Source organism: Planctomycetota bacterium (assembly GCA_021414025.1).
In the GTDB taxonomy this organism is placed as follows: Bacteria; Planctomycetota; Phycisphaerae; order Phycisphaerales; family SM1A02; genus SYAC01.
Map to the genome: position 1 here is coordinate 80,331 of JAIOPG010000004.1, position 14,508 is coordinate 94,838.

At 63.5% G+C, this 14,508-nt stretch carries 14 protein-coding genes; 10 read left to right on the top strand and 4 right to left on the bottom strand.

What is annotated here, in order from left to right; translation table 11 throughout:
• Nucleotides 1–313 precede the first annotated feature (313 nt).
• The 4 genes from K8R92_04940 (at nt 314) to K8R92_04955 (ending at nt 3,355) form a co-directional block, all read left to right on the top strand.
• The gene (locus tag K8R92_04940) at nt 314–1,003 is read left to right on the top strand and encodes a hypothetical protein (GenBank protein MCE9619236.1); all 690 of its coding nucleotides are present in this window, start codon (nt 314–316) and stop codon (nt 1,001–1,003) included.
• A 194-nt stretch (nt 1,004–1,197) separates the two neighbouring features.
• Nucleotides 1,198–1,878, top strand: coding sequence for a hypothetical protein (locus K8R92_04945; protein MCE9619237.1), 681 nt, complete (start codon nt 1,198–1,200; stop codon nt 1,876–1,878).
• 54 nt (nt 1,879–1,932) lie between these two features.
• Nucleotides 1,933–2,583 carry a hypothetical protein gene (locus K8R92_04950; GenBank protein ID MCE9619238.1) on the top strand — a complete coding sequence of 217 codons (651 nt, stop codon included), beginning with the start codon at nt 1,933–1,935 and terminating at the stop codon, nt 2,581–2,583.
• Between the two features lie 145 nt (nt 2,584–2,728).
• A complete protein-coding gene (locus K8R92_04955; GenBank protein ID MCE9619239.1) occupies nt 2,729–3,355 on the top strand; it encodes a hypothetical protein in 627 nt (208 codons plus the stop codon).
• A gap of 3 nt (nt 3,356–3,358) precedes the next feature.
• Here K8R92_04955 and moaA read toward each other — a convergent pair whose 3' ends face one another.
• Both moaA and K8R92_04965 read right to left on the bottom strand, forming a co-directional pair.
• The gene (gene moaA, locus K8R92_04960; protein MCE9619240.1) at nt 3,359–4,501 is read right to left on the bottom strand and encodes a GTP 3',8-cyclase MoaA; all 1,143 of its coding nucleotides are present in this window, start codon (nt 4,499–4,501) and stop codon (nt 3,359–3,361) included.
• A gap of 89 nt (nt 4,502–4,590) precedes the next feature.
• Nucleotides 4,591–5,205, bottom strand: coding sequence for a hypothetical protein (locus tag K8R92_04965; GenBank protein ID MCE9619241.1), 615 nt, complete (start codon nt 5,203–5,205; stop codon nt 4,591–4,593).
• Between the two features lie 205 nt (nt 5,206–5,410).
• Here K8R92_04965 and K8R92_04970 point away from each other — a divergent pair, with 205 nt between their 5' ends.
• The 4 genes from K8R92_04970 (at nt 5,411) to K8R92_04985 (ending at nt 9,878) form a co-directional block, all read left to right on the top strand.
• Nucleotides 5,411–6,367: a hypothetical protein gene (locus K8R92_04970; protein MCE9619242.1), complete on the top strand. Its 957-nt coding sequence runs from the start codon at nt 5,411–5,413 to the stop codon at nt 6,365–6,367.
• A 68-nt stretch (nt 6,368–6,435) separates the two neighbouring features.
• Nucleotides 6,436–7,269: a succinate dehydrogenase gene (locus K8R92_04975; protein ID MCE9619243.1), complete on the top strand. Its 834-nt coding sequence runs from the start codon at nt 6,436–6,438 to the stop codon at nt 7,267–7,269.
• Between the two features lie 20 nt (nt 7,270–7,289).
• Nucleotides 7,290–9,086 carry a fumarate reductase/succinate dehydrogenase flavoprotein subunit gene (locus tag K8R92_04980; protein MCE9619244.1) on the top strand — a complete coding sequence of 599 codons (1,797 nt, stop codon included), beginning with the start codon at nt 7,290–7,292 and terminating at the stop codon, nt 9,084–9,086.
• Nucleotides 9,087–9,125: 39 nt separating this feature from the next.
• Nucleotides 9,126–9,878, top strand: coding sequence for a succinate dehydrogenase/fumarate reductase iron-sulfur subunit (locus K8R92_04985; GenBank protein MCE9619245.1), 753 nt, complete (start codon nt 9,126–9,128; stop codon nt 9,876–9,878).
• On the opposite strand, the gene K8R92_04990 is transcribed toward K8R92_04985, so the two are convergent.
• The gene (locus K8R92_04990) at nt 9,865–10,425 is read right to left on the bottom strand and encodes a HutD family protein (GenBank protein MCE9619246.1); all 561 of its coding nucleotides are present in this window, start codon (nt 10,423–10,425) and stop codon (nt 9,865–9,867) included. The two genes, K8R92_04985 and K8R92_04990, sit on opposite strands and share 14 nt — an antisense overlap.
• A 61-nt stretch (nt 10,426–10,486) precedes the next feature.
• Here K8R92_04990 and K8R92_04995 point away from each other — a divergent pair, with 61 nt between their 5' ends.
• Both K8R92_04995 and K8R92_05000 read left to right on the top strand, forming a co-directional pair.
• Nucleotides 10,487–11,098, top strand: coding sequence for a carbonic anhydrase (locus tag K8R92_04995; GenBank protein ID MCE9619247.1), 612 nt, complete (start codon nt 10,487–10,489; stop codon nt 11,096–11,098).
• A gap of 10 nt (nt 11,099–11,108) precedes the next feature.
• Nucleotides 11,109–12,827: a DUF1338 family protein gene (locus K8R92_05000; protein MCE9619248.1), complete on the top strand. Its 1,719-nt coding sequence runs from the start codon at nt 11,109–11,111 to the stop codon at nt 12,825–12,827.
• Here K8R92_05000 and K8R92_05005 read toward each other — a convergent pair.
• The gene (locus tag K8R92_05005; GenBank protein ID MCE9619249.1) at nt 12,749–14,455 is read right to left on the bottom strand and encodes an NAD(P)/FAD-dependent oxidoreductase; all 1,707 of its coding nucleotides are present in this window, start codon (nt 14,453–14,455) and stop codon (nt 12,749–12,751) included. The two genes, K8R92_05000 and K8R92_05005, sit on opposite strands and share 79 nt — an antisense overlap.
• Nucleotides 14,456–14,508 lie beyond the last annotated feature (53 nt).

Genomic DNA, 14,508 nt, shown 5'->3' on the forward strand with positions numbered 1-14,508 from the left:
AGGGAGAGGGCGTTTGATATCGCTGTGCTATCTGCTGGACTGAAAGACGGGCCGACAAACAGAACTCCAGCACGCCGCTGCCGGAGATCTCAGTGAAAGGGACTGAGATCTCCGGCGATTGCGGTGCTTGCTGACGAAGTTTTGCTTGGCGCCGTCGACTGCCTTCCAAATTCATCTCGCTTACTCGCGGATCATTCCCTGATCCGCGCATTGTGCTCGGCAGACTTTTCCCTGCCTCAGTCCCCGCGGATCGTTCCCCGATTCGCATTGTTCCCCCCGCAGATTTCCCAATCTGCAATTCCTGGAGTTCCCCATGCGCGCCACTGCATCCATCGTCTCAACACTCGCCGCCGTTTCCATCGCCGGCATCGCCAACGCGAACCTGCTGGTCAATCCCGGCTTCGAGGTCAACTCGACCACTTCCTATGTCAATGTGCTGACCAACTTCACCGGCTTCCAGGGCATCTGGGGCCCCGAGGTCGGAACCATCACCGGCCCCAACGGCGGAGTCATTCCGGCCGGCGGCGTGCAGATGATGAAGCTGGACGACGACGGCCTGAGCTACACGCAGTGCTTCCAGACCACCGATGTCTCCTCCTACTCGGCGTCGATCAACGCGGGTATCGCCCAAGCCACGCTGCAGGCCTTGTTCACCACAGGACAGACCCTCAACGGCTCCATCGCCGCGGTCAGTCTGCAGTTCTTCGGCGGCGCCAGCTACGGCACGCAGATCGGCACGGGCATCAGCTTCGCCATGCCGCTCGACGGCTCGGCCGCCACATGGCAGAACGTCCTGGTCACCGGCATGATTCCCGTGGGAACCACCTGGATCCTCTCGCAGGTCATGTACAACAACGCCTCGCTGCTGGCCAGCGACGGAGTGGTCTACTCGGGCTATGTGGATGACGCCGACCTGGACATTCGCCTCGTGCCGGCTCCCGGCGCGTTCGGCCTGGTGACCCTGGCCGGGGCCTTCGCCGCCCGCCGTCGCCGCGTCAACTGATTTCAAGATCGTGAACCGGAGGTCTCGGTGCCCAACCGAGATCTCCGGCGCTTGCTCCGCGAGGTCAGGATGGCCCGCGCTCACTTCCCCCTCACTGCCTGTCACAGACTTTTCCTTTTCCTTCCCCGCGAACTTTCCCGGTTCGCATTGTTCCCCGCAGATTTCCCAATCTGCAATTCCATTGGAGTCATCCCATGCGTTCTACTTTTCTGGTATCGACCGTTCTGGCCGCTTCCTGCGCCGGCATCGCCAGCGCAAACTTGCTGGTCAATCCCGGGTTCGAAGTCAACTCTCTCGCCTCGATCGGGGCAGTCGTCGGCAGCTTCTCGCCAGGTGTCTGGGGCCCGGAAAATGGGGCCATTACCGGCGTCAACGGCGGCGTCACGCCGTTCGCGGGCAGCCGCATGCTCAAGATGGACGACGACGGACTCTCTTACACGCAGACGTACCAAGCCACCAATGTGACCTCCTATGCCGCGTCCATCGATGCCAATCTTTGCATCGGCGGCATGGCCGCACGATTCACCACGGGTCCGAACCTGAACGGGGCCATCGCCGCGGTGTCCATCCAGTTCTTCAGCGCCGCCAACTTCGGCTCGCAGATCGGCACGGGGTATGTCGGTTCGCTCGCGCTCGACGGCTCCGCCACGACATGGCAGACGATCCAGTGCTCGGGTGCGATTCCCGCCGGCACGCGCTGGATCCTGTCGCAGGTCGCGTACAAGGATTCAACGCTCTATTCAAGCAATGGCGTGGCTTACTCGGGCTATGTCGACAACGCGAACATGGACATCCGGCTCGTTCCGGCCCCAGGCGCGATTGGTTTGATGTCGTTGGCCGGGTTCGTCGCCTCGCGTCGTCGCCGCGTCGGTTGACGCATCAAATTCCTCTTCCTCTTCCTCTTCCCTAACTCCTATAAGGCATTCATCATGAACAAGTCTCTCATCAGCGCATCCATTGTGGTCTTCATTTCAGTCATGCCAACCTTCGCCGACGATCTTGCGCCGCCCACATGGCGCGGCGGCGCCGGCACGACCTTCCAGCACTGGGACTTCAGCGCCGGTCCGGGCGGCGGAGCGCCGGACGGACTTCCGCCCTGGAATAATGCCAACGGCATCCCGAACCTCACGGCCTCCGGTGGTCCGACCAATTGGCTCTCTTCTTTTGCCGGCCGCAACGATGTCTGGCAGGTCAATGCGAACAACATCCTCACCTTCGACATTCCAAATTTCGGCGTGCAAACGCATCAAAAGGATCTTGTCCTTCAGGTCACTTATTTCGACCTGGCTCCGACCATTGGCATCGGGCAGCTCGTCATGGGTCCGAACGGGTTTTTCACCCAGGTGGGTTCATCGGTCATCACCTCGCTTGGCGGCGGCTGGGTGCACGAAGTGAGCGTGTGGAACGCGAGCAAATGCCCGCCGTTCGAGCATGTGCAGATCACACCGCCTGTCCCTGGAACCACTTCGTTCGTCGACCAAGTCGTCATTGACACCCGCTGCTATCCGGTTCCGACCCCCGGCGCACTTGCGTTGGCTGGAATCGGCGGGCTGATCTCGCGCCGCCGCCGCATCAGCTGAATCATGAAATGAAACCGGAGATCTCAGTAATAGGTCGCTGAGATCTCCGGCAATTTATTTCTTCGCAAAAATTTCCGCGAACCATTTCCGGTTCACTTTGTTCCCCCGCAGGCTATCAAGCCCGCAATTCCACTGGAGTTCTCACATGCGTACCGCATCGATCGTTTCATCCGTTCTCGCCCTTGCATTCGCCGGCCTCGCCAACGCGGCCATTACCGGTGTCGGAGGCTCCGTCAACTGGCTCGGCGTCAATCCACCCAGCGCCGTGATGGGCAACCTGACCGGTTCGCTCGCCTACGCATGGGACGAGCAGACCGGCTACAGCTCGACCGCGCTGCCCGTGAACCTCACGGCGCCCGGCGTCTACACCGGTCCCACGATGAACTTCAGTCTGGCGGCGGGCTCGTTCGATTCGCACATGATTCATTTCGATCCCGGCACTCCGGCGTTTTGCTCTGGATCAGTGACGTTCTCAGGACCCATCATCGCCGTGATCTACGACCAGCAGTTGCTCACGATCAGCGATCTCACGCTGGGTGCGCTCACGACCACCTACGACACGGGAAATCCTTTCCGCAGCTTCAGCAGCAATGCGCTCGGGTTTTCGATCGTCGCCTACAGCGGCAATACGCTGAGCTTCAACTTCGTTCCGGACCCGGCGATGCAGATGTACGAGATGCGTGTGCTGACCCACACGGTTCCTGCTCCGGGCGCGGCTGGGCTGCTGGCCATGACCGGTCTCGTCGGTGCTCGCCGTCGACGCATCGGTTGATTGTCAGCCGCCGACGGCAGACATGGGCCGCAGCGGCTGCACGAACTCGGGCGAGGAGATGTTGTGCCCCGCGAGCTTGGTCCAGGTGACGTCGATGAGGAAGTTCGCGATCGTCGCGTCATCCGCGCCGCCGCGAAGCAGCGGCATCACGCTCCACTCCGTGGTGCTGAAGAGGCAGGGGCGGACATGACCGTCGGCGGTCAGCCGGAGCCGGCTGCACGCCCCGCAGAAGGGAGTGCTCACCGGGGCAATGAATCCAATTCGCCCCGGTGTGCCGTCGGTGAAGCGATAGGTCCGCGCCGTGCTGTGGGCATCGTCCATGTTGGTCGGCGTCAGGGGGAATTCCCGTTCGATCGCCTCGCGCGTCTCCCGCGCCGTAACCACGAGCGAGGAATCCCACGCATGCGCCGAATCCAGCGGCATGTATTCGATGAATCGCATCTCCAGGCCGAAGCGCCGTGCCAGCCGCGCGAGTTCAACGGCCTCGTCGTCGTTCACGCCGCGCAGCAGCACCGCGTTGAGCTTCAGCGGCGTCAGGCCCTCGGCCAGGCACATCTCGATGCCGTCCATCACATCCTCCGGCGAGACTGTGGAGCGAGTCACCCGCGCGAATCGGTCGGCGCGCACCGAATCGATGCTGATGGTGATGCGGTCGAGCCCGGCGCGCTTCCACCGCGACAGCTTTGCTCGAGTGAGCAGCGAGCCGTTGGTGATCATGGCGATTTCGACCCCGGTTACGGAACGGATGCCGCCGATGATTTCCTCGAGCTGCGGATGCAGTGTGGGCTCGCCGCCGGTGAGGCGGATCTTGCGCACGCCGAGCGACTCGGCGATCCGCGCCATGCGCACGATTTCATCGGAAGTGAGCAGGCTCTCGCGCGGCTGAAACTGCACGTCGGGCTCCATGCAATAGACGCAGCGGAAGTTGCAGCGGTCGGTGATGCTGATGCGGAGGTCCAGAATCGTTCGGCCGTGGGAATCCACCATTCGGCGTCCGGCGCGGACCTCATCCGGCGCCGGAGGCAGGAGTGGATGCGGAGGCTGTGCGCCCGGCATGACCGTGGCGCGAAAGGACGCCGCTTTGAATTGCGGAAGCGCGATCACGTCCACCGTTGCATTGTCATGTGCTCGTGAATCTGATCGCATCGCACGGCGAGGCTAGCACACACCGATGCCGGGCCGGCGTTCCGGATCGTCAACGTTGCCGGTCGTTGTGTCTCGCGAACCTGAATGAATCAGTGACGCCGTCGACGCAGACCCGAAGACGCCATTCCGCCCAGCGCCATCGCCAGGGTTCCCGGCGTCGGCACATTGGTATTGACGAAATTGTCGACATCAATCCAGGAGGTTGTGCCCGCAGTGACAAAGATCTCGATGGTGTAGTCCTTGGCGATCGCACCGATCTTGTAGCTGTAATGCTGGGCGGCGATGGGCTTGGTGAGCAATGTGTTGTTCTTGATGAACAAGCCGATGGGATCCCCGTCACCGGGATCGCCCGGATAAAAGATCACATTGATCTGGCCGCCGGCCAGGATCTGGCCGCCAAGCACATCGAAGTCGACCTGGGCAAAATCCCCAGTGCCGCGATCCGTGGCGGTGAACTTCTGCCGCAAGGTGGAGAACCCCGGCGCCTGCGGGGTGGGATCGCTGGACACGCGGCCGAAGTGGTTTTCGCCGACGCCGGCGAGGCGCTGCGCCTTTCCATCCCAGATCGTCCAGCCGGGGATCGTCAGGCCGTTGATCGACGCCTGTTCGAAGTCGCCGTTAACGATGTCGGCCAGCGCCGCCGAAGACGCGAGGGCGGATGCGGACACAACCATGGCACCGATGAAGTGGCGACGAATAGACATTGGGAATCTCCAGGGATCGAAAGGGAAGTTCGAGATTTCAGCAGCACCGCAATTCGCAGTTTACACCGACAAACCGCGGAAACAACCTAGTCCTGATCCAGACCTTGTCAAGGCAAAACCGCGAAATTGCCCGATCTTGCAAGGCCCACGGCGGATTGAAATCGTCGAATTCGTCGCTGAATGAAGGCGCCGCTAGAGTGTGCTCATGTTCATAGCAGCCGTGATTGCCTTGTGTGTCATCGCGGGTGCCGGTCCCATCGAGCATCCATTGTTGGAATCTCCACCGGATCAACCGACCGCAGTGCCGCCCGGCGTGACGGGTCAGACGCGCATGCATGCCGCGTTGCAATCAGCCACATCCAAAGATTTGCTTCCCCGCAACGTCATTGTCTGGCTGCCGCCGGGTTATGGCGACGCAGCCAACGCCGATCGACGCTATCCGGTGCTCTACATGCACGATGGACAGAATGTGTTCGACCCCACGACGGCATTCATGGGTCGCGAGTGGCACGCCGACGAGGTGGCCACCGAGCTCATCCGCACCAAGGCGATTCCGCCGATCATCATCGTCGGCGTCTGGAACACCGCCGATCGGATCGCGGACTACACGCTGGATGTGGACATCGGCGGGAAGGCCCTCGAGGGCAAGCCCACGCCGCGCGGCGGTGCCGGAGAGCGTTACCTGAAATGGGTGGCGGGGGAGTTGAAACCCTTCATCGACTCGAAATACCGCACCAAGCCCGGCCGCGAAAGTACGGCGATCATGGGCAGCAGCCTGGGCGGCCTGATCTCGCTGGCCGCGGCGGAGAAACATGCGGACACCTTCGGTCGCGTCGCGGCGGTGAGCCCAAGCCTGTGGTGGAACAAGGGCGAGGTCATCGAGCGATGGAAGAAGAAGACTCCGGCGATCGACCGTCTCTGGATCGACATGGGCGACAAGGAGCAGGCCGGGTTGTGCGACGATCTGCGGCGCTTCGAGCAGGGAGTCCGCGCGCCCTTCGGCGATCGGCTGCATGTGGAAGTCATCCCCGGCGGCACGCACGACGAGCCCAGCTGGGCCGCGCGCCTCGACCGCATTCTGAAATTCCTATTTGCGGAAGAAAAGTGGCAGATTGTGCCGCCTCCAGCGGCACCTTCACCCCAGTCGGCACCTGAAAAATAGTCATCGCTATACTCGGAAATCCACTCGCAGGTCGATTTCGAAAGGACATTCGCGTGACGCGCTCGCCCATTCCACTTCCCCAGGTTCGCGGATTCCTGCAAACTGAACGCACGGACAACTGGTGGATCGCACCGCTGCTGGTGCTGCTGGGATTGGGCGGATTCGTGGTGTATTCCACCTGGGCCGCCTTCCAAGGCAACAACTTCTTCATCGGCGGCGTGGAGCAGCCGGGCGTGCAGCGACTGCTCTCGCCCTTCTACTCACCGGTGTTGTGGGATCCGAAGGGCATTCACTCCGGGCATGCGTGGTTCGGTGAGCTGCCGACCTGGTGGCCCGCTTGGCTGTTCTTCTCACCGGCGCTGCTGATCCTTCCCTTTCCCGGCGGCTTCCGCTTCACCTGCTACTACTACCGCGGCGCCTACTACAAGGCCTTCTGGGGCGACCCAGTCAGCTGCGCCGTGGGCGAACCAGGCTTCCGCGGCAACAACTATCGCGGCGAGCAGAAGTTCCCGCTGATCATGCAGAACATCCATCGCTACTTCCTCTATGTGGCGATCCTCTTCATAGGCCTGCTCGCATGGGACGGCTATGCCAGCCTCTGGCACTACACCACAAGCGGAACGCGCGAGTTCGGTGTGAGCGTCGGCTCGATCGTGCTGATCATCAATCCGATCTTCCTGGGCATGTACACCTTCGGCTGCCACTGCTGGCGACACCTGGTCGGCGGCAAGCACGATTGTCTCTCCTGCAGCAAGATGCGAAGCAACGCCTACAAGCGCGTGACCTGGCTCAACCAGCGCCACATGCTCTTCGCGTGGATCAGCCTCTTCGGCGTGGCCTTTGCCGACATCTATGTGCGGCTCTGCGCCAGCGGCATCTGGACCGACTGGAGAATCCTGTGAGCCTTTCCGATCGCTACATCATGCATGAACATGATGTGATCGTCATCGGCGCCGGGGGCGCCGGACTTCGCGCCGCCATCGAGGCATCGGCTGCGGGCGTGAAGGTCGGCGTGATCTGCAAATCGCTTCTTGGCAAGGCCCACACTGTGATGGCCGAAGGCGGCATGGCGGCCGCCATGGGCAACGTCGACGATCGCGACAACTGGGAAGTCCACTTCGCCGACACCATGCGCGGCGGCCAGTACCTGAACAATCCGATCATGGTCGAGCATCATGCGAAGGAAGCTCCGGCGCGAGTGCTGGAGCTTGAATCGTGGGGCGCCGTCTTCGACCGGACCAAGGAAGGCAAGATTCTGCAGCGCAACTTCGGCGGGCATCGCTATCCGCGGCTGGCGCATGTCGGCGACCGCACCGGCCTGGAGCTCATCCGCACCTTGCAGGACCACGGCATCCACCAGGGCATGGAAGTCTTCATGGAGATGACCGTCGTCTCGCTGCTCACCACGGGCGGGCGCATTTCCGGCGTCCTTGGCTACGACCGCGAGCGCGGCCGCATGCGGATCTGGAAGGCGAAGGCCGTGATCATGGCCACCGGCGGTATCGGCAAATCCTTCAGCGTCACCAGCAACAGCTGGGAATGCACGGGCGATGGCCACTCCCTGGCGTACCACGCCGGCGCCGAGCTGATGGACATGGAGTTCGTGCAGTTCCATCCCACCGGCATGGTGTGGCCGCCGAGCGTGCGCGGCATTCTGGTGACCGAGGGCGTGCGCGGCGAAGGCGGCGTGCTGCGCAACAGCGAAGGCAAGCGCTTCATGTTCGACGATGTTCCCGAGGCCTACCGCAATCAGGTCGCCAAGGACGAGGAAGAGGGCTGGCGCTACGTCTGCGGCGACAAGAACGCGAACCGACCTCCCGAACTTCTGACCCGCGACCATGTGGCCCGCTGCATCAACCGCGAGATCAAGGCCGGCCGCGGCTCGCCGCACGGCGGAGTGTTCCTGGACATCGGCTGGATCAAGGAAAAGATTCCCAATGCGTCGGAGCACATCAAGCGCAAGCTGCCCAGCATGTACCACCAGTTCATGCAGCTCGCCGGCGTGGACATCACGCAGGAGCGGATGGAGGTCGGGCCGACCACGCACTATGTGATGGGCGGCGTTGCGGTCGACGGCGACACGCAGATGTCATGCGTTCCGGGTTTGTTCGCGGCCGGCGAGGTCACCGCGGGATTGAACGGAGCCAATCGTCTGGGCGGCAATTCGCTTTCCGATCTCATCGTCTTTGGAAAATTGGCGGGCGAGCATGCCGCCAAGTTCGTCAAGAGCAACGCCGCCGTGGAAGTGGATCCGGCCCAAGTCGAGGCGAAGACCCGCGCCATCGAGGCGCCCTTCGAGCGTCCCAACGGCGAAAATCCCTACGCCATTCAGCAGGACCTTCAGAACACGATGCAGGATCTCGTGGGCATTGTGCGGACGCAGAAGGAAATGGAGTCGGCGCTGGTTAAGCTCGACCAGTTCAAGGCGCGCTTGAAGAATGTCGGCGTGAGTGGGCATCGCGAGTACAACCCCGGGTGGCACACCGCGATTGATCTGCCCTGCATGCTCACGGTTTCGGAATCCATAACCCGTTCAGCCCTGGAGCGCAAGGAAAGCCGCGGCGCCCAGTTCCGCGAGGACTATCCGGACAAGAGCGCGGAATGCGGCACCTTCAATCTCGTCGCCAAAAAGGCGCCCGACGGATCGATGCAGGTTTCGCGCCGCCCCGTCGTGCCCATGCGAAGCGATCTCAAGGCCGTCATCGAGAAGATGAAATAAGGTTCACCGATGTCCACTCCACCCACCACCGCCAAGCCCATGGACCCCTCGCGACGGGTGCAGTTCCGGATCTGGCGCGGCGACAAGAATGGCGGCGCTTTCCAGAACTACGAGATGAATGTCTCCGAGGGCATGGTGGTGCTCGATTGCGTGCATCGCATCCAGGCTGAGCAGGCCCCCGACCTCGCCTGCCGCTGGAATTGCAAGGCCGGCAAGTGCGGCTCCTGCTCGGCGGAGATCAACGGCAAGCCCTGCCTGATGTGCATGACGCGCATGGACACGCTGCCGCCGGACCAGGTCGTCACCGTCGAGCCGATGCGATCGTTCCCCTCCATCCGCGATCTGGTCACCGACGTCAGCTGGAACTTCCGCGTCAAGAAGAAGATCAAGCCCTTCAAGCCGCGCAAGCCCGACAACGCCGACGGATCGTGGACCATGTTCCAGGAGGACATCGACCGCGTGCAGGAGTTCCGCAAGTGCATCGAGTGCTTCCTCTGCCAGGATGTCTGCCACGTGGTGCGCGACCACCACAAGGAAGAGGAGTTCATCGGGCCGCGCTTCCTGATGTACACCGCGGCGCTGGAGATGCATCCGCTGGACACCGAGGATCGCCTGGCGGATCTGAAGGACCGCGACGGCATCGGCTACTGCAACATCACCAAGTGCTGCACCAAGGTCTGTCCTGAGCACATCGGCATCACCGACAACGCCATCATTCCCATGAAGGAGCGGGTGGTGGACCAGTTCTACGATCCGTTGACGCGGCTCTTCCGCATGTTCAAGGGAAAGTAAGTTCGCACACGACGATCACGGCGCCCTCTGCGCCCGCAACTTCAACGAACCCGTGGGAGACTAGCGTCTGGCCGACGTGGATCACCTTCAATGTCGGCTCCTGCCGTGCATTGATCGCGGCGCTTCCATGGGCGGCGTGAACCAGGACCACCGGTCCATCGGCGACCCGCGATCCTTCGCGCAGCACCTCCATAGTGCCGCGCCAGCGATCGCGTTGCACCATCAAGTTGACATCGCGCACGCCCGCGCCGGTGGGAACGCCGACCACATCCTCTTCGCCGGCGAAGGCGAGCGCGGCTCCGGCGCCGGGAACGACCTGCGGCGTGCCGACGCGCTCGATCGTCAATCCCTCACCGTGCAGGCGCCCGATCAACCGGTCGACGCCGGGGAAATGCGAGAAGGCCGCCCGCTCCGGCACCTCGGCGATCGAGAGCCGCCAGGTCCATTCGCCGCCCGCGGATTCCGCGTCGCTGGCGATTTCCAGCGTGCTGCCCCGGCCGTTCTTCCAGGCGACGCGGCGGGAACTCGAAGCGGGAAGAATCGGCACCGCTCCAAGATACGCAATCGCTCGGTGTCCCGGCCGTGCCGGCGAGGCTAAGATCGCGCCCATGTCCGACCTTGAAAACCTCTTCAAGAACAACCGCACGTGGGCCGCGAACATGGAGCGCGAGCGGCCGGGATTCTTCACCGGCCTCACGGCGCAGCAGAACCCCAAGTACCTCTGGATCGGCTGCTCCGACAGCCGCGTTCCCGCCAACGAGATCATCGGCCTCCTCCCCGGCGAGGTCTTCGTCCACCGCAACGTGGCGAACCTGGTCGTGCACAGCGACCTCAACTGCCTTTCGGTGCTCGACTTCGCGGTGCGGGTGCTGCAGGTCGAGCACATCATCGTCTGCGGGCACTACGGCTGCGGCGGCGTGTTCGCCTCCATGTCGCCCCCCGAAGGCAGCATCGTCGACCACTGGATCCGGCACGTGCGCGACATCGCCAAGTTCTTCCGCGAGGAGATCGAGCAGGAGCCGACCCAGGACGCCCAGTACCGAAAGCTGTGCGAGCTGAACGTCGCGGTGCAGGTCACGCACGTGCGCGAGTCGCCGGTGATGAAGACCGCGGGGAGTCGCGGGGTCAAGGTGCACGGCTGGATCTACGACGTTTCCGACGGCCTGCTGCGCGACCTGAAGCCCACGGTGGATTCCGTGGGGACCTATCTGGACATGTGAGAGCCTCGTCGTGCCCGCCGCCTTCGCCGACAAGATTCAGATGCAGAACCGCCTCTTCGCGGAGCTCTCCGCCATGTTTGGCCGCGAGGTGCCGCTCTACGACCGAAGCCTGGCGGTGAACCGGGAGTGCAACGCCACGGTGGGCGCGCTGCTGGCACGGCGGCACCCGGGATTCGCTCTCTCCCCGGAGCAGATGAGCAAGACCAGCGGCGAGCGGCATGGCGCCATCCGCATCGGCCGCCCCGACGAGCTCCGCTGGATCACCCGCTTCTTCGCCGCCTTCGCGATGGAGCCCCACAATTTCTACGACATGACCAATCTCGGCGCCAAGAGCCAGCCCATCCTGGCGACGGCATTCCGCTCGCCGGCCCGGCCGGAACACCGAGTCTTCACCTCGCTGCTCATGACGGATTTGTTCGACGATGCGACCCGGGAACGGATCGAGTCGCTGCTCTCAACGCGCAACGTTTTCTCGCAGCGCGCCAAGGATCTCGTCGAGAGGAACGAGCGCCAAGGCGGCCTGTCCGAAGCAGACGGCGACGCCCTGATTCGCGAGGGCGTCGACCGCATCTTCAAGTGGAGCGGTCAGGCCCGCGACCACAAGCTCTACACCGATCTCTGCGACGCGGGCTTCAAGATCGCCGCGGACATCGCCTGTTTCGAATCGCACCACCTCAACCACCTCACCCCCAACACGCTGTGCATGGATCTCTACACCGCCGCGATGAAATATTGCCTGGGCGAGCTCGACGAGGCGGCGATGAGCGCCCGCGCCACGATCACTTTGGCGCGGCTCGAGCGCGCCGCCGACCGCGACTGGTTGCGCCTGCACTTCAAGCATCTCAGTCACGCCGAGATCGATTCCTATCCGAGCGAACGGGCGCAGGCCGGCGAGCTGGAGCGGCTGGCCCGGGCGCTGGTCGCGGCATTGGCATCCACCCGCACCGCCGTGGCGAAGCTCAATCACTCCGGCTTCAGCGAATGCACCGAGGGTCCGCCACAGGACACGCCGGTCCTGCTTCGGCAGGATTCCTACAAGGCGCTCACCGAACCCGTCCGTTTCCGCGAGGCCGACGGATCTTTCGTCGATGCGGTCCACACCGCGCGCTTCGGCGAGATCGAGGAACGCTTCTACGCCACCACGCCGGCGGGACGCGAGCTCTACGACCGCTGCCTGGCCCAGGCCGATGCTGAGTGCGACAAGGATCCTTCGCTTTCACAGAGAGACTTCGCCGCCTACGAGGCGCTCTACGCGAAGCCCTTTGCGCCCTTTCCAAAGACGCTGCCCGGGCTCCTGGAGCAGGGGCTGGTGTACGGTCTCTATGCGGCGACTCCGAAAGGAATTGCCGCGAAGGGAAGCATCGCCTCCATCGAGATCCGCGACTTGGTGCGGCAGGGTTTCGCCCAGGTCGAAGGACTCCGCTACGAGGATTTCCTTCCGGTGAGTGCGGCCGGCATTTTCGCGAGCAACCTGAACCAGCAGGGCACCAAGACCACCGCGCGCAAGAAGCCGCTTTACACGCAGGCCATGTTTGAGAAAGTGCTCGGCAAGCCCGTCATTGACACGGACGCGACCTACCGGGCCATGCAGGACGCGTCGCTGCTGGAAACCTTCGCGCAACTTGGCCTCGTCGACCGGCTTGACCGAGGTCACTTGACCAGGCTCAATGCCACGGCTTCCGCAACCTTGATGCCATCGATGGCTGCCGACAAGATTCCGCCCGCGTAGCCTGCGCCTTCGCCGGCGGGGAAAAGTCCGCGCGTGCTGAGGCTCTGGAAAGTATCGTCGTCTCGCGTGATGCGGATCGGCGACGAGGTGCGCGACTCGACGGCGGTCAGTACCGCGTCGGGCAGGTCGAATCCCCTGAGTTGCCTGGCGAATTCGGGAATGGCCTCGCGGATCGCCTCGATGGCGAACTCCGGAAGCGCCGTCGACAAGTCGCACAGATGCACGCCCGGGGTGTACGAGGGCAGCACCGCGCCGAAGGCCGTCGACGGCCGCTTCGCGAGGAAGTCGCCGATGAGCTGCCCCGGCGCCTGGTAATTCTTGCCGCCCAGCTCGAAGGCCCGCGCTTCCCAGCGGCGCTGGAACTCGATGCCGGCAAGCGGGCCGTCCGGGTAGTCCTTCTCCGGCGAGATGCCGACCACGATGCCGGCGTTGGCGTTGCGCTCATTGCGCGAATACTGGCTCATGCCGTTGGTGACCACGCAGCCGACTTCCGAAGTCGCGGCCACCACCGTGCCGCCGGGGCACATGCAGAAGGAATAGACCGAGCGGCCGTTCTTCGCGTGGTGGACCAGCTTGTAGTCCGCCGCGCCGAGCAGGGCGTTCTCGGCGTTGGGGCCGAAGCGGGCGCGGTTGATCAGCGATTGCGGGTGCTCTACGCGAAACCCGATCGAGAAGGGCTTGGGCTCGATGTGCACGCCGTTCTTCAGAAGCATGGCGAAGGTGTCGCGGGCGCTGTGACCGACCGCAAGCACGATGTGGTCGCTCGCGATGCGCTCGCCGCCGGCCAGCACCACGCCGCGCACGCGCCCGGTTTTCGCACCCGTTGAACCGCCGCTCGTGTCCGGCTCGATCTCGATGTCATCGACGCGGCAGCCGAAGCGGATCTCGCCGCCGAGGGCGGTGATCTTGGCCCGCATCTTCTCGACCATGCTCACCAGGCGGAAGGTGCCGATGTGCGGCTTGCTTACGTACATGATCTCGGGCGGCGCGCCCGCCTGCACGAACTCGTCGAGCACCTTGCGGCCATAGTGCTTTGGGTCCTTGATCTGGCTGTAGAGCTTGCCGTCGGAGAACGTTCCGGCGCCGCCCTCGCCGAACTGCGTGTTGGACTCGGGGTCGAGCACGCCTTCCTGCCACATGCGGAAGGTGTCCTTGGTCCGGTCGCGCACCGCCTTGCCGCGCTCCAGTATCAGCGGGCAAAACCCCGACTGCGCCAGGATCAGCCCTGCGAAGAGTCCCGCCGGCCCCATGCCGATCACGATTGGCCGTGGCGGCAATGTCTGGGAAGCCGTCGACACTTTCGACGACGGCTTCTTCGTCGACGAAATTTGCGCCGGCGTCGCACCCATCGGCTCCGCCTTGGCCACGAACTTGTAGCTCATGTCCGGCGCGGGTCCGAGGCGGCGGTCGGTTTTGAGCCGCGCCAGCACCTTCTCCTCGTGGCGCACCTCCATGTCGATCGTGTAGACGAAGAGGATCGATTTCAATTTGCGAGCGTCGATGCCGCGGCGGAAAACCTCAAAGCGAACCAGGTCGTCGGAGCCGACGCCGAGCCGCTTCAGGATCGCGGGGCGCAGCGCCTCCTCCGGGTGCTCCAGCGGAAGGCAAAGATCGGTCATGCGCAACATGGGGTGCGGTCAATGTAGCGTGCGTGGAGATGCGCACATGGTTCAGGAATCCG